The following is a 19,099-nucleotide window of genomic DNA, read 5'->3' as shown; positions in this document are numbered from 1 at the left end:
CCGCCTGGCCGTGCGGGGGAGCAGCTTATTTCTTGGTGAAGACCAGGTCCCACACGCCGTGGCCCAGTTTCAGGCCGCGGTTTTCAAACTTGGTCAGCGGACGATAAGCCGGCTGCGGCGCATAGCCGTCGGCGGTGTTCTGCAGGCCCTCTTCCGCGCCCAGCACTTCCAGCATCTGCACCGCGTAGTCTTCCCAGTCGGTGGCGCAATGCAGGTAGCCGCCCACGGCCAGCTTCTGCACCAGCAGCTTGACGAACGGCGACTGGATCAGGCGGCGCTTGTTGTGGCGCGCCTTGTGCCATGGGTCCGGGAAGTAGATATGCACGCCGTGCAGCGAACCGTCCGGGATCATCTGGTTCAACACTTCCACCGCGTCGTGCTGGATCGCCTTCAGGTTGGTCAGTCCCTGTTCCTCGATCAGCTTGAGCAGGCTGCCCACGCCGGGTGTGTGCACTTCGACGCCGATGAAGTCCTTCTCCGGCATCACGCCGGCGATGTGCGCCGTGGTGCCGCCCATGCCGAAGCCGATCTCCAGCACCACCGGCGCCTTGCGGCCGAAGGCCTGCTCATAATCGAGCGGCGCCTTGGCGTATTCGATCATGTACTTCGGGCTCAACTCCTCCAGCGCGCGCGCCTGCGCGGTCGACAGGCGGCCGGCACGCGTGACGAAGCTGCGGATGCGGTGTTCGGTCGGGTCGTAGAGCATCGGCCGCGCTGGGCCGTCTTTTGGGGTATCGGAAGACATGGAATGAAGTGAGTCGATGAACAATGAGGCAGCATTATATCAGTCACCCTCGCAGTCACCCCCGCAGTCACCCCCGCAGCCACCCTCGCAGCCCCCTCCGCAGCCCCCCTTACCGCCGCTCCACCTCAGCTAGTGATTGACACTCCGTTTGAGTTGATGTCTAATCAAGGCAAGTGGCGTGAAATCGTTTTCAAACGTCAAAATGCCCTATTCCGCACCCGTTAAACCTCAAAACGACCTCACATGACCGATTTCACCCAATTCCCGCCCTCGTTTACCTGGGGCGTCGCCACCAGCGCCTTCCAGATTGAAGGCGGCGCGACCGCCGACGGCAAAGGCCCGTCGATCTGGGACACCTTCAGCCACACGCCCGGCAAAGTCATCGACGGCAGCAACGGCGACGTCGCCTGCGACCACTACCACCGCTACCCGGAAGACGTGTCCATCATGTCCGGCCTGGGCGTGGACGCCTACCGCTTCTCGATCGCCTGGTCGCGCGTGCAGCCGACCGGTAAAGGCGCCTGGAACGAAGCCGGCTTCGCCTTCTACGACCGCCTGCTGTCCGAACTGGAGGCCAAGGGCATAGACGCCCACGCCACCCTCTACCACTGGGACCTGCCGCAAGGCCTGCAGGACGACGGCGGCTGGCTCAATCGCGACACCGCCTACCGCTTTGCCGACTATGCCGCCGAAGTGGCGCGCCGCTTTGGCTCACGCCTGAAAACGATTGCAACCCACAACGAGCCGTGGTGCACGGCCAATCTGGGCTACGGCAACGCGCAGTTCGCGCCGGGCGTGGCGGACCTGAAGCAGTCGATCCAGGTATCGCACCACCTGCTACTGTCGCACGGGCTGGCGATGCAGGCCATGCGCGCGGTCGGCAGCCCGGCCAAGCTGGGCATCGTGCTCAATCAGTGGACCGCCGACGCGGCCACCGACAGCGCGGCCGACAAGGCGATGGCGGAATTCGAATACGCCCGTTCGGTGCAGTGGTTCATGGACCCCATCTTCAAGGGCAAGTACCCGGAACTGGCATTGCAAGGCCACGGCGACAACGCGCCGGTGATCCACGAGAACGACTTCAAGGACATCCAGCACAAGATCGACTTCCTGGGCGTGAACTACTACTTCCGCGCCTACTGCTCGGCCGAGACGCCGCCGCGCCAGCCGGAAGCGAAGCTGGGCACCACCGACATGGGTTGGGAGATCTTCCCCGACGGCCTGACCGAGCTGCTGCTGAAGCTCAAAGCGGAATACGAGCTGCCGCCGATCTACATCACCGAGAACGGCATGGCCAACCCGGACGTGATCGTCAACGGCGAGATCCCGGACGAGGCGCGCATCGATTTCGTGCAGCGCCACCTGAAGGCGCTGAACGACGCGCGCCTGCAAGGCGTGGACATCCAGGGCTACTTCCTTTGGAGCCTGCTCGATAACTTCGAGTGGAACTCCGGCTACGCCAAGCGCTTCGGCATCGTCCATGTCGACTATGCGACGCAGAAGCGCACCTTGAAGCACAGCGCGCACTGGTATCGCGAGTACCTGTTGAAACAAAGGCCGCAACGCACCGCGCACGCCGCCTGAAACAAGCGTATCAACCCCGCCGGCGCCGATGCCGGCGTTTTCCTTTCTACAGGCCATAGAGCCTGATGCTTTACACTCCGACGAGAACAACGAGGACGACATCATGCAAACCGCACCATCCGCCGTGCCACAAGAGCCGCAGGCTCCCGCCGCCAACCAACCTCCATCGCTATGGCGCGCCATGTTCGCGCGCGGCACGCCGATGCTGTGGGTCCCCAGCGGCTACTTCGCGATGGCGCTGACCTACATGATGCTCACCAGCGTCACCTCCATCATGTTCAAGAACCTGGGCATGGACAACGGCCAGGCCGCGCAGTACGCCAGCTACCTGATCCTGGCCTACACCATCAAGCCGCTGTTCGCGCCCTTCGTTGAAATGTACCGCACCAAGAAGTTCTTCGTGCTGTGCGCGCAGCTGATCATCGGCCTGGGTTTCGCCGGCGTGGCGCTGGCGATGTCGCTGCCGGACTACATGGTGGTGATGGTGTTCATGTTCGGCGTGCTGTCGCTGGTCGGCGCCACGCAGGACATCGCGTCCGACGGCGTGTACGTCACCTCGCTGGACGCCAAGACGCAGTCGCTGTTCTGCGGCATCCAGAGCCTGAGCTGGAACATCGGCCCCATCGTCGCCTCGGGCGGCATGGTGTATCTGAGCGGCTGGCTGCACACGAACTACTTCCATCACCAGGCCGGCGTGTTCGGACCGGAGTGGATCGAATCGTGGCGCATCATCTTCTTCATCGTCGCCGCCATCACCATCGTCGCGGCGCTGTGGCATATGCGCGTGATGCCGGACGGCGCCAAGGCGGAGAACGCGCCGAAGTCGGTGTCCGAAGCGGCCTTCATCCTCAAGGATTCCTTCGTCACCTTCTTCCAGAAGCGCGACGTGTGGATGATGGTGTCGTTTGCCTTCCTGTTCCGGCTCAGTATCGGGCTGCTGGAAAAGATCGGTCCCTTCTTCATGGTCGATCCGGTGGCGCAAGGCGGGCTGGGATTGTCGAACGAGATGCTGGGACTGATCTACGGCACGTATGGCCTGATCGCCGTGCTGCTTGGCTCCCTGCTGGGCGGGATCTTCGTCGCGCGGCGCGGCCTGCCGGCGACCTTGTTCGTGCTGTGCTGCGCGGTCAACATCCCCAACGTCACCTTCCTGTTGATGAGCATCTACCAGCCGCACGACCTGCTGATCATCAGCGCCGGCGTGGCGATCGAGAAGTTCTTCTTTGGTTTCGGTTCGGTGGGCTTCATGATCTACCTGATGCAGCAGCTGGCGCCGGGCAAGTACACCACTACGCACTACGCCTTCGGCACGGGCCTGATGGGCTTATGCATGATGGTCACCGGCATCGTCAGCGGCCACCTGCAGCAGGCCCTGGGTTATGTGCACTACTTCTGGCTGGTGATGGCCGCCACGATCCCGTCGTTCATCGTCACCTGGTACGCACCGTTCCATCACAAAGATTAAACCAGCAGGGCAGTAACGCGAAAGGCCGGCGTCATAAGGCGCCGGCCTTTTTTTTGCTCTTGCCGCGGGCATACGCGAGACGATTCCTATTTTTCCCGGCCGTACCTCACCGCGGTGAAATTATTTGCTTGCTCCGGGCGCAGGCGGCACGATAGTGACAACGACGCGCCCGTAGCGCGTCAGCGCCGGACTGCCCATATCGGTCACCTGAACGATGAAGTGCGCGGTCTCCGGCTTGCTCACCACTGGCGCCTGCCCCGAAACGGTATGATAATTTTCCGCATACCCCAGCTTGATCGGCTCCTTGTAGCTGCCGGCTTCGGGATACTGAAACCACAGGTAGCTCAAGTGATCCCCATCGGGGTCTGAGCTGCCGGCGGCGCTCAGCGTGAAGACTTCGCCAGATTTGATGGTCAGCCGATCGCCAGGGCTGAGCTTAACCACCGGCGGATGATTCGCCCCCTTGTACGGCTTGATGCTCCAGTCCATGCGCGCGGCGAAATCGTTCTGGAACTCTTTGCGCCAGCGCCAGATCGTCGTCCTGTACCCAGTGGAGACCTTATCGTGGGCGCGCACGGCGCGGCCGTAGTCGTTGTGAACAGTCGGCCTGTAACTGTCCACGGCGTTCGTCCAGATGGCATGCGGCTCTTGCAATACAGGTACGTTGCCGGTGAAACCTTCCGGGTTGGTCGTCTCCAACGCTGGCGTATAGAACTCGTAGCGCCCACCCCAGCCGCCCCAGTCCGGATGCTCGGGTGCGTTCAGGCCGTTAGGTATCAAGGACATGAAGGATGGCGAATCGCCCTCCATGCCAAAGGAGACATCCGGATACATCGCGCCCAGCGGTCCATGCCCCTGTTGGATATTCGCTGCGATCCAGTTGTTGCTCACCTCCGTGCTGTCGAAGCCCGGCTCGGCCGTGTGGATGCCAGTCCAGGTACCGTTGCCATACCCGCCGGGGCTGACGATATAAAACAGATCGGGAAACTTGGTGCGTATCCAGATACCGGAATCGTCCTGATCGGAGATCGTGTAGACGCGCAACTTGCTGATCAGGCGAGCGGCCTGCTCCGGCGTCCGGTCGTGGCCAATCCGATACAGCGCTTGAGCAAGGGTATTGACACCTCCCCAGACTGAAACCCAAAGCGGTCGCGCATCGTTTTTCTCCAGGGCCTGGATGATGGCGTCCGATCCCGGCGAGTCCTTGTCGTCGCCGACACCTTGCATGCCGTAGAGTTTCGAGCCGGAGCGCACCAGCGCCTTCAGTGCCTGCGCTTTCGGAAAACCCGGTTCGTGCTTCAGCAGATTGGGTTGTACTCGGCCGTAGGCGTCGATGATCGCGTGCATGGATTCCGGTGCGATACGCCACTTCTGATGCGTGGAGGTGGTGGCGACGATGCCTTCGATATCGATCTGGTTCGCGTACAGAAGCAAGCGCACGAGCGACTGGCTGTCATCGGGATCGGCCTCGATATCACTGAGGACAATCAGGCGTTGTTTGGGTTCGGCGAAACCTGGGGCCGGCACGCAAGCAAGTAGCGCCGCCAGCATCGCCGTGATTGGAAGTAATCGCATCGTCTCTGTATGGAGTTGGAACTGGGGGCCGGCTCGTTAGCAAATATTGTGATTCAAGAAGAACCCACGGACAATGGACAAAATCGCCAATGGGACTAATGATTTTCGATTGCCAGTTGGGCGGCAGGCGACGGGATGATGCCGCTAACCGCGATGAACCCAAAAAAAACCCCTCGACCTTGGCAGGAAGAGGGGTTGGAAGACCACTACAACAACACTGGGACTACATGAAAAACTCTGTGCCTAGAACGACTTGCCGACGTTGATGCCGAAGGTGCGCGGCGGCAGGTACTGCGCTTGCCACGGGCCGTTGGCGTTCATCGCGCTGGTCTTGATCTTCGCGTCTTCCGCGTTGCGGATATACGCGTCGAAGTACCACTTCGAATCGGCGTCGAAACGCAGGCCAAGGTCGGTGCGGGTGTAGGACTTCTGCTTGTCCGGCTCACCCAGATTGAACACGCTCAGCCAGCTGGCCGTCTCGTAGTGCGCGCTGATGCGCGGCACCAGCGTGCCATTGGCCAGCGCGAAGCTGTGCTGGTACATCATCTGCGCGCTGAACTTCGGCGAGTGCGGCATGGTGTTGCCGCTCACGTCCAGGCATGGATTGGTGATGCCGGGCGCCGTGCAGGCCGGCAGCACGTAGTCGTTGCTGCCGCCGACCAGGTGCTTCAGCGTGGCGTTGGTGTACGCCGCCGTGAACTGCAGCCGGTCTTCAGGCGTGATCTTGGCCGCGATTTCCGTCTCCAGGCCCCAGACCTTGGCGCCTTCGGCGTTGCTGGTGGCCAGGCCGCGGGTGCCGTCCGCATACGTCACCGGTGCGCTGAACTGGAAGCCCTTGAACTTCTCGTAGTAGGCCGAATTGTTCATCCTTACCGAGCCGCCCAGGAAGGTGCTCTTCGAGCCGACTTCGTAGTTGGTCAGCGTCTCGGAACCATAGGGCACGCCGCCGTCCTGCAAACCACCCGACTTGTAGCCGGTCGATACGCTGGCGTAGACCATGTTGTTCTTGTCGATCTCGTAGCTCACGCGTACCAGGCCGGTGAGCTTGTGGTCGTTGAACACGCCGTCGTTGTGCTGGTAGGTCGTGAAGCCGGTGCCGCCGCCCAGTGGATTCATCGAAGGGCTCACAGGAATCTGCGGCGCGTCCGGATTGCTCCAGCCGTTGTTGGTGCCGCCGATGTTCTTGCGCTCGTCCGAGGTGTAACGCAGGCCGCCGGTCAGGTGCAGCGCATCGCTCGCGTTCCAGGTGGTCTGGCCGAAGACGGACTTCGATTCCACGGTTTCCTTCGGCTGGATGAAGGAGCCCTGCCAGCCCACGGTGCCCTGCTGGGTGCCGTTCATGATCGGGATGTCGAAGCGGATGCCGTTGTCCTCATTGGCGTAGTACAGGCCAAGCAGCCAGTCCACATCGCGCTTGCCGGTCGACTGGATTTCCAGTTCGTGGCTGTAGTTCTTGTACTTGGACCAGACGGTGTTGTTGGCCTGGTAGCTGCCGTTGCTGGTGAAGCTGGTCGGGATATTGGCGCCGCCATCCTGGTCGAAGGTCGACGAACCGTTGAAGCGCGAGTAGCCGGCGATGTAGGCCAGGCTGATGTCCGGGTTGATCTCGTAGTCGACGCGGCTGCGCACCGAGTGCGAATCGCGGTGGACGCTAGGCGCGGTGTCGATCAGCGCCGACCAGAAATCCTGGCCCGCACGCGGCGTCTGCATCAGGTTCATGCTCGGCGTGCCGCGGTCCATATAGTGCTCATACGCGACGTTCCACTTCAGGCCAGCCATCGGCTTCCACAGGAAGCTCAGGCGCGCCGCGCTCTGGTCCTGCGCGCTGTACTTCTGGCCGTTGTTGACGAACAGGTTCTGGTTGATCGGCTGGAAGGCGATCGGATTGCCCGGATGCGCCTTGTTCCAGGCGGCGATGACCGGATCGGCCGCCGCGTGCTGCGAGGCGATCGACAGGTTGGGCGCGTCCTGGTAGCTGACGTAGCCGTCGTGCTGCTCGTGCACCACCGCCACGCGCATCGCCATGGTGTCGCTGATCGGGATGTTGACCGCGCCGCGCGCGCCCAGGCGGGCGTAGTTACCGTAGCCCATTTCAAAGTTGCCGGCGCTGCTGCCGATTTCAGGTTTCACCGTCTGCATGTTGACCGCGCCGACCGTCGAGTTGCGGCCCCACAGCGTGCCTTGCGGGCCACGCAGCACCTCGATCGCGTCCAGGTCGAACAGCAGCGCGGTCGCGCCTTCCGGACGCGGCGAGTAGATGCCGTCGACGAAGCTGGCCACTTCGGGATCGGCGTATTCGGTCTTGGCGCTGTCGTTGCCGATGCCGCGCAGGGTCATGGTGATCACGCCGTGGTCGCCCTGGCCGGTGGCGGCGAAGCCAGGCACCAGGTTGACCACGTCCTGCAAGGTCTGCACATGGTTATCGTCCAGCACCGCAGCGTTCAGCGCGGTCACCGCGACCGGGGTCTTTTGCAGCGAAGTGGAACGCTTGGTCGCGGTGACAAACACCTCGGTGATGGACGAGGAGCTTTTATCGGCGGCGCTGGCCGCGGCGGCGGACTGCTCGGCGGCCGGGGCTTCGGCCGGTGTCGCCGCGTAGGCGGTGACGCTGGTGCCGGCCATCAGGGCGAGGATGGCCAACTGGATCGGGGACGGCAAGCGCTTCCCGGACTGCGGTACGTGGACGTTCATAGGTCTCCTTTTGCGTAGCGATCGCCGGGGAGGGGCGGTGCCACATTTATCATCGTGGGTATCGATCTCATGTTGTTGAAATCGTTTTCAAATTCAGTGAAAACGTTTTCTCTATTTGTGAAATCGTTTTCATGGTACATAATTCAAATCACGGATGTCAATTTAAAAATTGCAGGGGCGTTGTTTTGCGCACCCTGCAGACGGAGACCGAACCAAGATGAAATCGATACCAACAGCAGTCAAAAACGTCCTGATCGTCGGCGGCGGCACCGCCGGCTGGCTCACGGCAGCCTTCCTGGCCCGCACCCTGGGCACCGGCGCCGGGTCTGGCACCAGCGAGAACAGCGTGCGCATCACGCTGGTGGAATCCAAGGAGATCGGCATCATCGGCGTTGGCGAAGGCACCTTCCCGTCGATCCGCGGTACGCTGGCCGCCATCGGCATCGACGAGGCGCGCTTCATCCGCGAATGCCACGCCACGTTCAAGCAGGGCATCAAGTTCACCGACTGGGTGCGCCCGCCCGGCATGCCCGGCAACGACCACTACTTCCATCCTTTCAGCCTGCCCAGCCAGCGGCCCGGCGGCCCGGAGCTGCTGCCCTACTGGCTGCAGGGCGCGGCCGCGCCGGGCGTGGGCTTCGCCGCCGCCGCCACCATGCAGAAGCGGGTGGCCGACGCCGCGCACGGCCCCAAACGCTTCAACGACGCCGACTTCATGGGACCGCTGAACTACGCCTACCATTTCGACGCCGGCAAATTCGCCACCCTGCTCAGCACCCACGCGCAATCGCTGGGCGTGCAGCGCGTGCTGGCCACCGTGGACCGGGTGGAGCTGGACGAACAGGGCGCGATCGGCGCGGTGCACACCAGGGAGGCGGGCGTGCTGACGGCCGACCTGTACATCGACTGCACCGGCTTCCGCGCGGCGCTGATCGGCGACGCGCTGGGCACGCCCTTCCGCAACATCAAGGACACGCTGTTCGTCGACCGCGCGCTGGCGATGCAGGTGCCCTACGATACGGCCGACGCGCCCATCCCCTCCTACACCATCGCCACCGCGCACGAGGCGGGATGGACCTGGGACATCGGCCTGCAACAGCGGCGCGGCATCGGCTACGTCTACTCCAGCCGCCACACCGACGACGCCCGCGCCGAACAGGTGCTGCGCAAATATGTCGGCCCGGCCGGCGACGACCTCAATCCGCGCCAGCTCAAGCTCAATGTGGGCTACCGCGAACAGCACTGGGTGAAGAACTGCGTGGCGGTCGGCTTGTCGGGCGGCTTCCTGGAGCCGCTGGAATCGTCCGGTATCGGCCTGATCGAAACGGCGGCCTACCTGGTCGGCTACCTGTTCCCGCACAACGGCGACATGGCGCCGGTGGCCAAGGTGTACAACGAAATGATGAAGGCGCGCTATGAGCGCATCGTCGATTTCGTCAAGCTGCACTACTGCCTCACGCAGCGCAAGGACAACGCCTTCTGGACCGACAACACCGACCCGGCCAGCATCCCCGAATCGCTGCGCGACAAGCTGTCCATGTGGCGCTGCCGCGCGCCGCACCGCATGGACTTCGTGGTGGACCTGGAGATGTATCCGCCGTCCAGCTGGCAGTACGTGCTGTACGGGATGGAGTATCCGACCGCGCAATACGCCAACGCCAGAACGCTGCCGCGCATCGACGAGGCGCGCAGGGAGTTCCAGATGATCGAGCAGATGTCGCAGCGCGCGCTGGCCGACCTGCCCACGCACCGCGCGCTGGTCGATCACTTCCTGCGGCGCGGCGAACGCAAGACCGCCTGAGCGGAATTTTCCGTTCAAAACGCGCCCAGCGTACGGGCGCGAACATACGCTCGCCAGTCCGCACCGCATGATGGTCTCCGCCACACCACTTCACGTCACAGGAGACATCATGCATACCCAACCATTACACGCCGGCGCCATGGCCAGCCACGAACTCGGAGACGGCTACGCCTCCGGGGTTTCGTGGGGAGCCGTGTTCGCAGGCGCCGCCGCGGCGGCCGCGCTGTCCTTCATCCTGCTGATACTCGGCATGGGCCTGGGCCTGTCGTCGGTATCGCCCTACCAGTACAACGCCGCGCCGCTGGGCACCGCCGCCATCGCGTGGATCGCCTTCACGCAGCTGGCGGCCGCCGGCATCGGCGGCTACATGGCGGGACGGCTGCGCGTCAAATGGGCCAGCGTCCATGGCGATGAGGTGCATTTCCGCGACACCGCGCACGGCCTGCTGGCCTGGGCGGTGGCGACACTGGTCACCGTGGCGGTGCTGGGCGGCGGCGTGCGGGCAGCGCTGGGCGGTGCCATCGACACCGGCGCCGTCTTTGCCAACGCCGCGGCGCCAGCCCTGGCGCGCGACAGCGGCCGCGGCAACACCTACTTCGCCGACATGCTGCTGCGCTCCCCCAATGGCGACGCCGCGACCGACGCGCAGCGCAACGAGATCAACCGCATCCTGGTGACCGACCTCCCGGCCGGCAAAATCAACGCCGACGATCGCAGCTATCTGGCACAGCTGATCGCCAAGCGCACCGGCCTGGCGCCGGCCGACGCCGAACAGCGCGTGGACCTGATCTACGCGCAGGCCACGCAGGCCGCCAACGACGCCAAGGCCAGGGCCAGGGCCGCCGCCGAGGAGGCGCGCAAGACCGCCGCCCATTCGGCCCTGTGGATGTTCGTCGCCCTGCTGCTGGGCGCCTTCGTCGCCAGTCTGCTGGCCACGCTGGGCGGCCGCAACCGCGACCACGCACGCGTCATCGTGCGCGCCCCTGTCTAACCGGAGAATATGATGCGCTCGATACTACTGCTGTTACTCGGCATTCCACTTCCCATCGTCATCCTGATCGCGCTGTTCGTTCGCTAGCCGGGCAGTCATACCGCCAGCGCCAGCTCGACGTTGATATTGCCGCGCGAAAGCTTGGAGTACGGGCAGGTCTGGTGCGCCGCGTCGACCACCGCCTGCGCCACCTCGCGCTCCAGGCCGGGCAGGCTGACCGTCAGGCGCGCCTGCAACAGGTAGGCGCCGCCGGCGGTGCCCAGGTCGACCTCGGCGTCCACCGCCAGGTCGGCCGGCAACTGCACCTTCATCGCCCGCGCCGCATGGCCCATGGCGCCAATGAAGCAGGCCGACCAGCCAGCCGCGAACAACTGCTCGGGATTGGTGCCCTGGCCGCTGCCGCCGGGCGGCGACAGCTTGATGTCCAGGCGGCCATCGCTGCTGCGGGCGCTGCCGTCGCGGCCGCCGGTGGTGTGGGTTTTGCCGGTGTAAAGCACTTGTTCGATCCTGGTCATGGTGGATGTCCTTAAAGTTGGTGGCTGGTTGATTTATATCGCATCCGATTCAATCGGATGAGATGAATAATATACGAGGCAAAATTAAAGTCAAGCAGTTCCGATAAAATCGCATCCGATGTATAATCCCGGCATCCCGACCAGAAGACATCGCCATGACCGCCCAAGCCCCCGCCCAACCCGCCGCCCGCAAGCTGGCCGACTTCCTGTGCTTTTCGGTCTACTCCGCCAACCTGGCGTTCGGCCGCGCCTACCGCCCCATTCTGGACGAGCTGGGGCTGACCTACACGCAATACATCGCGATCATCGCGCTGTGGGAACAGGATCACCAGACCGTGACCAGCCTGGGCGAGAAGCTGTTCCTGGAATCGAACACGCTGACGCCCATCCTGAAGAAGCTGGAAGCGATGGGCTATCTGCGCCGCGCGCGCGATCCGGGCGACGAGCGCCAGGTGCTGGTCAGCCTGACCGACGCCGGCCGCGCGCTGCGCGAGCGGGGCCTGGCGATGAACCTGATGGACGCCTGCGGCCTGTCGCCGGACGAATTCTCCAGGGTGCAACAAGCGGTCGCCACCCTGCGCGACAGCCTGATCAAGGCCACCGCCGGCCGCAATCCGGCCTAAACGATATAAACGGTTTATCCTGTATCGCGCGGTGCGCGGCGCCCGACTGGGTTGAAAACAACAGCGGTGAGAATGTGTGAGATTCTTCTTGCTGACGAGAAATTCCTGTTTTACACTAGCCTTACCGCCTCACCAGCCCCCTCACCCCGGGGCACCATCCGCCCCCCGGCCACATCTCCGCCGGAAACTCATAGACGCTGCCATGCCGCCCAGGTGTCGGCCAGGTCTGATTTAGTCTAGTCTACGGAGAATCAAGTGAACTCACTCAACAACCTCAAGATTGGCACCCGGCTGGGTTTCGGTTTTACCATCGTGATCGCGCTGCTGATCGCCACCGCCGTGATCGGCATCAGCCGCATCCACGCCATCAACGCCAACACCGACATCATCGTCCACGACCGCTACGCCAAGATCGCGCTGGCGCAATCCATCGAGAACGAAGTCAACCGCCAGACCCGGGCGCTGCGCACGGCGCTGATCGCCGGCGACAACGAGGAAGTCGCCGCCAGCGAACTGGCCAAGGTGAGCTCCTCCGCCCCGATCATCAGCGCCGCGCTCGACAAGCTGCAGCTGGTCATCCACACCGAGCAGGGCAAGGCCGCGCTGCAGGCCCTGATTGCGGCGCGCGCCACCTTCAGGGACCATGAGCACCACATGGTCGAACTGATCAAGACGAAACAGACCGATGCCGCCCGCGAGTATCTGATCAAGGAGATCCTGCCGCCGCAAACGGTCTACCTGAAAGCGATCGAAGTCTTCGCGGCGACCCAGGTGCAAGGCATGGAGGAGTTCGCCGCCGAAGCGAGCGCGCTGTCCGACAGCGGCGCCCTGCTGATGACCGTGTTCGCCGTGCTGGCCACGCTGCTGGCCGTGGCCACCGGCTGGCTGCTGACGCGCTCCATCGTCCAGCCGCTGCAGCAGGCGCTGCGCGTCGCCCAGACCGTCGCCTCGGGCGATCTGAGCACCCGCTTCGGCGCCTGCTCCAGGGACGAGGCCGGCCAACTGCTGCTGGCCCTGCAGGAAATGAACGACAGCCTGAAGCACATCGTCGGCCAGGTGCGCGCCGGCACCGAGACCATCGCCTGCGCCTCGACCCAGATCGCCACCGGCAACCAGGACCTGTCGTCGCGCACCGAGCAGCAAGCCGGCTCGCTGGAGGAGACCGCGTCGTCGATGGAGGAGATCACCGCCACCGTGCGCGAGAACGGCAGCAACGCCCGCCAGGCCAACCAGCTGGCGGTGTCGGCGTCGGACGTGGCGGTCAAGGGCGGCGCGGTGGTGGCCCAGGTGATCGACACCATGGGCGCCATCAACGCCTCGGCCAGGAAGATCGTCGACATCATCGGCGTGATCGACGGCATCGCCTTCCAGACCAACATCCTGGCGCTGAACGCCGCCGTCGAAGCGGCGCGGGCCGGCGAGCAGGGCCGCGGCTTCGCGGTGGTGGCCACTGAGGTGCGCAATCTCGCGCACCGGTCGGCCTCGGCCGCCAAGGAGATCAAGACGCTGATCGGCGACTCGGTCGAGCAAGTGGAGCGCGGCAGCGAGCTGGTCAACCATGCCGGCGCCACGATGGACGAGATCGTCGTCAGCGTCAAACGCGTGACCGACATCATGGCCAACATCGCCGCCGCCACCCAGGAGCAGGACACCGGCATCGAGCAGATCAACCAGGCCATCACCGAGATGGACGCCGTGACCCAGCAGAACGCCGCGCTGGTGGAGGAAGCCGCGGCGGCGGCCGAATCGCTGCAGAACCAGGCCGGCTCGCTGGCGCAGCTGGTCAGCTCGTTCAAGCTGGGCAGCGAACATGCGCCAGTGCACTTGGTCGCCAAGGCCAACGCCACGGCCAGGCACGGCGGCGGCGCGCAGCGCCTGGCGCTGGCTTGAGGGAGGGGTATTGCCGGTGCAAGCGGCTAGCCGCCGCTTGCATGCTTGACTGGAGCGGGTGAAGGGAATCGAACCCTCGTCGTAAGCTTGGGAAGCTCCGTGAAGAAACCAGCAATCATGTGGCTTTTAAGGCAGACTGCGCTCCCCAAAGCCGCATTTTTTGTCCGGTAGACATCTAGCTTTAACAGGGCAGGTATTGCACTTTGGGGAGAACTCAAAACGCCTTATTCGCATCCCTCGGCAATGCCCCACAGCACGCGCCTTGTAAACCTCTTTAGGAGTATGAGCTGAGCAAATGGGGGCGGCTCAAGTCCTGACGTATGTCAGGATGCCGCCGAAGGACGGCCCCCCCCCTGCCTCATGGGCGCATGTAGGAGCGTTTTGGCCGGTCGTCCCGGCCAGCGACGATGCGCTCAGCCCGAGGCCGTAAATCAAGGTTAATCCACGCGAATGGGGAATTTTCGTTATTTGTCACAATAATTTTAATAGCTCTGACTTGACCTGCCGGGCTGCAGTCAGGCGCAAGGTATAGGGCAACTCCTATTATTTTGCAAGGCGTGGGTCCGGCACCTTGTTAAGGTATGCCTCGACAAGGTCCCACGTTCGCGTAAATAGGTCAGCACGCTCTTGACCCGTAATCGGAACAAGCTCTCCATGTCTGACGCCTTCAGCAGCGATTCGAACTGGGTCGATTATGTCCTTGCCGATTCCAAGGAAATCACGGAAGCCATCCCATTGAGCTCCCTTTTCCTTGACGTCATTCACAGCCCCCCAATGTTGACGAAGCGACTCGATGGCTCGATAGCAATAGAAAGCCGTATCCACTGGATGCTGCATTGCCAAAGTCAGGTCCGTGAAGCAGCGATGTAAAATGAACCCCTTAGGTCCAGAAGCTTTTACAATCAGCTCCGTACATGCTTCTGATGAGAATTTTCCCTGCATCTTTTCGACAAGGCACGGGATATCTATTCCATAAACCCAATCGATATTTCCGTCTGGGGTTGTCACTCGAGTGATTTCCAGATTGTAAGCGTGGCCGAGCAGAAAACCCACGATAGCCAATTGATGCCGTACCACTGTTGACACCTCGTTGCGCAGATCAAGAATGTCCCACTCAAATGGACTTTTGACCCATACGGCAATCTGATTGTAAACCACACACACATTGACAGTTACATCACCCCTGGGGCAAGAGAGCAAAATGGGTTGGGCGGTAGGATGTCCGAAGCTGATCTGCGCACGCTCTGGCAATACAGCACCTGTTAGTTGATAGTTAAACATATACTCCTTCATGGACGTTGAGTTACTACACATTGACGGTGTTGCGGCGAATCGACTCCCCTACTCACAGCGTTACATCACACCAGAATCCGGTCGCGTACGGACCTGCCAAACCCCTGCGAAGGCATCAAGGGCCATTCCCTGGACAAGCGCATGATCTACATTACAGATGCGATGTATGACGCCGTATACTCGCAAGGCAGCGCCTCGCTGCGTGATGCGATGGACTTGGCTTACCTTACCGGCCAACGGCCGGCAGACGCGCTACGTATGTCCGAACACGACATCATAGACGGCTACCTGATCGTTACGCAGGCCAAGACGAAGCAGCCGCTACGCATCAGCATTGCGGGCAAGCTGGCCGAGCTGATGGCACGTATACACGCACGCAAGGCCACCCACAAGATCGTTACAGCGGGTCTGCTCACCAACACCAACGGCAAACGCCTGACGCCCGCCATGTTGCGCAATCACTTTGACGAAGCGAGGAAAAAAGCGGCTGCGGCCAACTCTGAAATGGCAGATACGATTATGGCCTTCCACTTCTACGACCTCCGCGCCAAGGCGGCAGACGATACCAGCGACCAACGCGGCGACCAGGCCGCCAGCGACTTGCTGGGTCATGGAAATGTGAAGACAACGCGACGCCACTACCTCCGACGCGGCAAAATCGTGGGGCCGACCAAATAACTTAGGCTCGGCACGATTAGATCTGTCGCAAGCAGACCTATTGAAGCTAAGGTAGTATGCGTATATACTAGCAAACCCCTGAAAGGGGCCGATACCCACTGGCTAACGTAGCTAAATCCTTGATAAATTGTCAGATTTAGTTGCATAACCTCAAGCAAAACGGTAGTGTATGTATATACACAGCATTACAAGGGTTGACATGCCGCCGCTAATAATTTCCACAGCAGTCAGGGTTAAGCTTGAGGTCAAACATAGCGTAACAGAGTCCGAGATTCAGCAATGCTTCTTCAACCAGGAAGGAAATAGCTTTGCCGACAATCGCGAAGAGCATAAGACAGACCCTGAGACCTATTGGTTTGTTGCCGAAACGAATCGTTGCAGAAAACTTAAAGTTGTTTTTATATTGAAAGATGGAAACATTCATATCAAGTCAGCATATGATGCAAACGCTAAAGATATAGCCTTATACGCCGAAATGAATTCACAGGGGTAACCGCCCTACGGCACGTCTACGCGTGTTGTGAAAATGGTTCACAAAGGAGAGGTACATGAAAACGGAGAAGATTGTCAGCAGCGCGGAAGCTTGGGAAAGTGGTGAGCTTGGCCGCAGCGCGGAACACGCGGTAGTCGCTCCACCGGGATTTGCGCAACAGGTTGATGATGCGCTTGGCATGCAGATGATTTCGATTCGTCTGCCAAAGGACTTGATCGATGAATTTAAGATAATCGCGCAGGTGCACAACCTCGGATATCAGCCGTTGATGCGTGATGCGCTGAAGCGGTTTGCCGAGGCTGAACTGAAGAAATTGGCGGTTCAATATGCCAATGAGAAGGCCGCAAAAGAGCAAGCCAAGGCAAAAGATGAACCTTGTGAGGAGTCTCCTGCCTCGCCTGCACGCCAATCAAAACGGGGAAAGCATCAGGATAAGCTGGCTGCTTAAGCACCCAGAGTGGAGTAAAAATGCCTGCATGTTGCAGGCATTTTTTTTGGCGGCTCACCTCGCCATCCATGAATTTTGGGGAGGAAGCCATTTTTTGGGGAGCAAATCAAACCCCAAATTTCGCGCATTCTCCTATGGAGCGGGTGAAGGGAATCGAACCCTCGTCGTAAGCTTGGGAAGCTTCTGCTCTACCATTGAGCTACACCCGCGTGCCTCGCATTCTACGCGGAATATCGCCCGGTTGACAATGTTGCGACGCGGTCTGCCTGGTCAGGCCGCCGGCTTGCCGGATTCCCGCGCATGGTGGCGGCACTGCTCGGCAAGCATCACGCGCTGGAAATCATCGCCGCTCAGAGGTTCCGAGAACAAATAACCCTGACCGAAATCGCATCCTGCCGCCAGCCACCACTCCTTCTGCTCTTGCGATTCGACGCCGTGCGCGATGACGCGCAAACCCAGCTTGTGCGCCATGGCCACCGTGGTTTCGACATACAGCCGGCCGTCGTGCGGGCCGCCGATGCCGCCGCAATCAACGCTGCTGATCTTGAGGAAATCCGCACCGCATTGCTGCAGGTTGGCGACCGACACCGCCCCTTCCCCCAGGTCGTCGATGATCACCGGCACCTGCGCATTCTGCAGGCTCTGCAGCTTCTCCCTGACCATCGCCGACGGCGACAGCAGCACATCCTCCTTCACTTCCACGCAGATGTGGCGCCGCGCATCGGCCAGGATCGTCATGCGGCTGTGCCAGTGCACGGGACAAATCTGCTGCTGGAATTCCTGCGGCGACATGTTGACGCAAATCGGCAGGGTGCTGCCCAGCAGCGCACTCCACTGGCGCGCGCTGGCCGACGCCTGCTCCAGCACCCAGTGGTCGATGTCGCCGATCAGCCCAATCTCCTCGGCCAGGTCGAGGAAATCGGCGGGACGCAACATGCCCCGCTCGGGATGGTGCCAGCGCAACTGGGCCTCGGCCATGGCGAGGCGTCCGCTGGCCAGGTCGACGACCGGCTGATATTGCACCTCGAACTGTTTTTCCGGCAGGGCCAGACGCAGCGCGTCGATCACCGCCTGGCGCGCCGAGGCCGCCTCACGCATCTCCTTGGTAAAGTAGCTGAAGCAATTGCGCCCGGCATTCTTGGCGTGGTACATGGCCTGATCGGCGTTGCGCAGCAGATCGGCGGACGTGGCCGCATCCTGCGGCAACAGCGTGATGCCAATGCTGCCGGAAATCCGCACTTCCTTGGCCTGCAACTGGAACGGCCTGGCCAGCTCGGCGATGATCTGCTGGGCCAGCACCGCCGTGTGGCCGACGTCGCGCACTTCGGGCAGCACCACGGTGAACTCGTCGCCGCCCAGCCGCGCCACCGTGTCCGAGTCGCGCACGCAGCTGGCGATGCGCAGCGCGCACTGCTTCAGCAGCTCATCGCCCATACCATGGCCCAGCTGGTCGTTGACGGCCTTGAAGCCGTCCAGGTCGATGAACATCAGCGCCAGCGGCAGGCCGGAACGGGCGGCGCGCCGGATTTCATTCTCCAGCCGGTCGAGGAACAGGCTGCGATTGGGCAAATCGGTCAGCGCATCGTAACTGGCGGAGCGCTTGATCCGGGCCTCGGTGCGCTTGCGCTCGCTGATGTCGCGTGCGCTGCCCGCCAGCGCCTCGATCACGCTGTTGCCGTCGACCACCGGCACCATCACGTATTCATAGGTGCGGCGCAGACCACCGTGCGAACAGGAAAACTCGCCGCCCTGCGGACATTTTTTCGACAGCAGCGTCGCCCCCGGAGCGCGCAGGCCGGCGGCCGCATCGCAGAGCGTGTACAGATTGCGGCCCACCAGCTCGCAGATTGGCAGGTTCAACAATTCGGCCAGGGCGTGATTGGCGTATTGCAGCTTGCCGTCCGTTGCGGCCACCCAGTGCAAATCCGGCGACGACAGCATCAGCGCGTCAAACAGGCGCCGGTTGCGCTGCTGGTCCCGGGTGAATCGCGCCAGCGACTCGCTCAGGGCCTGGTCCACCGCTTCATTGAAGCGCGTCAGCTCCGCCAGATCGATGGCGTTGTTACCGCGCACGGCATCCCACCGCCGCAGCACGCTGGCTCGCAGGGCGCGGTATTCGGCCATCGCATCGCTGGCGCTGAAGCCCTCGATCACGCGGCCGGCACCATGCCGCTCGGCCGAACTTTCCCTGATGGCGCGCGGCGCGCGGCCCTGCGCCTTTTCGGTCTGCTGGACAGCCGTTTGTTCCTGCTCGAGATCGGCGGCTATGTCCTCCAGAATACCGGCCGCGTGATCGCGCAAAGTCGT

The 19,099-nt window shown here is 62.2% G+C and carries 15 protein-coding genes and 1 tRNA gene; 9 read left to right on the top strand and 7 right to left on the bottom strand.

What is annotated here, in order from left to right:
- Nucleotides 1-25: 25 nt before the first annotated feature.
- Nucleotides 26-706, bottom strand: coding sequence for a tRNA (guanosine(46)-N7)-methyltransferase TrmB (gene trmB / locus ACEN9O_RS11505; protein WP_070270909.1), 681 nt, complete (start codon nt 704-706; stop codon nt 26-28).
- A 282-nt stretch (nt 707-988) separates the two neighbouring features.
- Here trmB and ACEN9O_RS11500 point away from each other — a divergent pair, with 282 nt between their 5' ends.
- Nucleotides 989-2,329, top strand: coding sequence for a GH1 family beta-glucosidase (locus ACEN9O_RS11500; protein WP_495617669.1), 1,341 nt, complete (start codon nt 989-991; stop codon nt 2,327-2,329).
- A 103-nt stretch (nt 2,330-2,432) separates the two neighbouring features.
- On the top strand, nt 2,433-3,794 hold the full coding sequence (locus ACEN9O_RS11495) for an MFS transporter (RefSeq protein WP_495617668.1): 1,362 nt from the start codon (nt 2,433-2,435) through the stop codon (nt 3,792-3,794).
- A gap of 120 nt (nt 3,795-3,914) precedes the next feature.
- Here ACEN9O_RS11495 and ACEN9O_RS11490 read toward each other — a convergent pair whose 3' ends face one another.
- A complete protein-coding gene (locus ACEN9O_RS11490; RefSeq protein WP_495617667.1) occupies nt 3,915-5,369 on the bottom strand; it encodes a DUF1593 domain-containing protein in 1,455 nt (484 codons plus the stop codon).
- 243 nt (nt 5,370-5,612) lie between these two features.
- Nucleotides 5,613-8,060, bottom strand: a complete 2,448-nt coding sequence (locus ACEN9O_RS11485) for a TonB-dependent receptor (protein WP_495617666.1) — start codon at nt 8,058-8,060, stop codon at nt 5,613-5,615.
- 217 nt (nt 8,061-8,277) lie between these two features.
- Here ACEN9O_RS11485 and ACEN9O_RS11480 point away from each other — a divergent pair, with 217 nt between their 5' ends.
- Together ACEN9O_RS11480 and ACEN9O_RS11475 are read left to right on the top strand one after the other, a co-directional pair.
- On the top strand, nt 8,278-9,861 hold the full coding sequence (locus ACEN9O_RS11480; protein WP_495617665.1) for a tryptophan halogenase family protein: 1,584 nt from the start codon (nt 8,278-8,280) through the stop codon (nt 9,859-9,861).
- Between the two features lie 109 nt (nt 9,862-9,970).
- Nucleotides 9,971-10,852: a hypothetical protein gene (locus ACEN9O_RS11475; RefSeq protein ID WP_495617664.1), complete on the top strand. Its 882-nt coding sequence runs from the start codon at nt 9,971-9,973 to the stop codon at nt 10,850-10,852.
- 95 nt (nt 10,853-10,947) lie between these two features.
- Here the strand turns inward: ACEN9O_RS11475 and ACEN9O_RS11470 are convergent, their stop codons facing one another.
- A complete protein-coding gene (locus ACEN9O_RS11470) occupies nt 10,948-11,367 on the bottom strand; it encodes an organic hydroperoxide resistance protein (RefSeq protein WP_495617663.1) in 420 nt (139 codons plus the stop codon).
- A gap of 155 nt (nt 11,368-11,522) precedes the next feature.
- Between ACEN9O_RS11470 and ACEN9O_RS11465 the strand changes: the two genes are divergently transcribed.
- Nucleotides 11,523-11,990: a MarR family winged helix-turn-helix transcriptional regulator gene (locus tag ACEN9O_RS11465; RefSeq protein ID WP_495617662.1), complete on the top strand. Its 468-nt coding sequence runs from the start codon at nt 11,523-11,525 to the stop codon at nt 11,988-11,990.
- 255 nt (nt 11,991-12,245) lie between these two features.
- Nucleotides 12,246-13,880 (top strand): methyl-accepting chemotaxis protein, encoded by a 1,635-nt coding sequence (locus ACEN9O_RS11460; protein WP_495617661.1) that lies wholly within the window; start codon nt 12,246-12,248, stop codon nt 13,878-13,880.
- A gap of 543 nt (nt 13,881-14,423) precedes the next feature.
- Here the strand turns inward: ACEN9O_RS11460 and ACEN9O_RS11455 are convergent.
- Nucleotides 14,424-15,161 carry a DUF8168 domain-containing protein gene (locus tag ACEN9O_RS11455; protein ID WP_495617660.1) on the bottom strand — a complete coding sequence of 246 codons (738 nt, stop codon included), beginning with the start codon at nt 15,159-15,161 and terminating at the stop codon, nt 14,424-14,426.
- A gap of 153 nt (nt 15,162-15,314) precedes the next feature.
- On the opposite strand from ACEN9O_RS11455, the gene ACEN9O_RS11450 reads away from it, so the two are divergent.
- The 3 genes from ACEN9O_RS11450 (at nt 15,315) to ACEN9O_RS11440 (ending at nt 16,792) form a co-directional block, all read left to right on the top strand.
- Nucleotides 15,315-15,851, top strand: a complete 537-nt coding sequence (locus tag ACEN9O_RS11450; RefSeq protein ID WP_495617659.1) for a tyrosine-type recombinase/integrase — start codon at nt 15,315-15,317, stop codon at nt 15,849-15,851.
- Nucleotides 15,852-16,050: 199 nt separating this feature from the next.
- Nucleotides 16,051-16,344, top strand: a complete 294-nt coding sequence (locus ACEN9O_RS11445; protein WP_495617658.1) for a BrnT family toxin — start codon at nt 16,051-16,053, stop codon at nt 16,342-16,344.
- A gap of 55 nt (nt 16,345-16,399) precedes the next feature.
- On the top strand, nt 16,400-16,792 hold the full coding sequence (locus ACEN9O_RS11440) for a hypothetical protein (RefSeq protein WP_495617657.1): 393 nt from the start codon (nt 16,400-16,402) through the stop codon (nt 16,790-16,792).
- A gap of 135 nt (nt 16,793-16,927) precedes the next feature.
- Here ACEN9O_RS11440 and ACEN9O_RS11435 read toward each other — a convergent pair.
- Nucleotides 16,928-17,001: transfer RNA gene (locus ACEN9O_RS11435), tRNA-Gly, on the bottom strand.
- Between the two features lie 61 nt (nt 17,002-17,062).
- Nucleotides 17,063-19,093 (bottom strand): putative bifunctional diguanylate cyclase/phosphodiesterase, encoded by a 2,031-nt coding sequence (locus ACEN9O_RS11430; RefSeq protein WP_495617656.1) that lies wholly within the window; start codon nt 19,091-19,093, stop codon nt 17,063-17,065.
- Nucleotides 19,094-19,099: the final 6 nt, after the last annotated feature.

The sequence above is a fragment of the Duganella sp. Dugasp78 genome (genome assembly GCF_059491455.1).
The sequence above is the reverse complement of the archived record's forward strand: the minus strand, read 5'-3'. Positions and strand labels throughout refer to the sequence as shown.

Bases quoted from the DNA above. Each gene is read 5' to 3' on its own strand.
- trmB (WP_070270909.1), bottom strand. From the start codon at position 706: ATGCTCTACGACCCGACCGAACACCGCATCCGCAGCTTCGTCACGCGT.
- ACEN9O_RS11500 (WP_495617669.1), top strand. From the start codon at position 989: ATGACCGATTTCACCCAATTCCCGCCCTCGTTTACCTGGGGCGTCGCC.
- ACEN9O_RS11495 (WP_495617668.1), top strand. From the start codon at position 2,433: ATGCAAACCGCACCATCCGCCGTGCCACAAGAGCCGCAGGCTCCCGCC.
- ACEN9O_RS11490 (WP_495617667.1), bottom strand. From the start codon at position 5,369: ATGCGATTACTTCCAATCACGGCGATGCTGGCGGCGCTACTTGCTTGC.
- ACEN9O_RS11485 (WP_495617666.1), bottom strand. From the start codon at position 8,060: ATGAACGTCCACGTACCGCAGTCCGGGAAGCGCTTGCCGTCCCCGATC.
- ACEN9O_RS11480 (WP_495617665.1), top strand. From the start codon at position 8,278: ATGAAATCGATACCAACAGCAGTCAAAAACGTCCTGATCGTCGGCGGC.
- ACEN9O_RS11475 (WP_495617664.1), top strand. From the start codon at position 9,971: ATGCATACCCAACCATTACACGCCGGCGCCATGGCCAGCCACGAACTC.
- ACEN9O_RS11470 (WP_495617663.1), bottom strand. From the start codon at position 11,367: ATGACCAGGATCGAACAAGTGCTTTACACCGGCAAAACCCACACCACC.
- ACEN9O_RS11465 (WP_495617662.1), top strand. From the start codon at position 11,523: ATGACCGCCCAAGCCCCCGCCCAACCCGCCGCCCGCAAGCTGGCCGAC.
- ACEN9O_RS11455 (WP_495617660.1), bottom strand. From the start codon at position 15,161: ATGTTTAACTATCAACTAACAGGTGCTGTATTGCCAGAGCGTGCGCAG.
- ACEN9O_RS11450 (WP_495617659.1), top strand. From the start codon at position 15,315: ATGATCTACATTACAGATGCGATGTATGACGCCGTATACTCGCAAGGC.
- ACEN9O_RS11445 (WP_495617658.1), top strand. From the start codon at position 16,051: ATGCCGCCGCTAATAATTTCCACAGCAGTCAGGGTTAAGCTTGAGGTC.
- ACEN9O_RS11440 (WP_495617657.1), top strand. From the start codon at position 16,400: ATGAAAACGGAGAAGATTGTCAGCAGCGCGGAAGCTTGGGAAAGTGGT.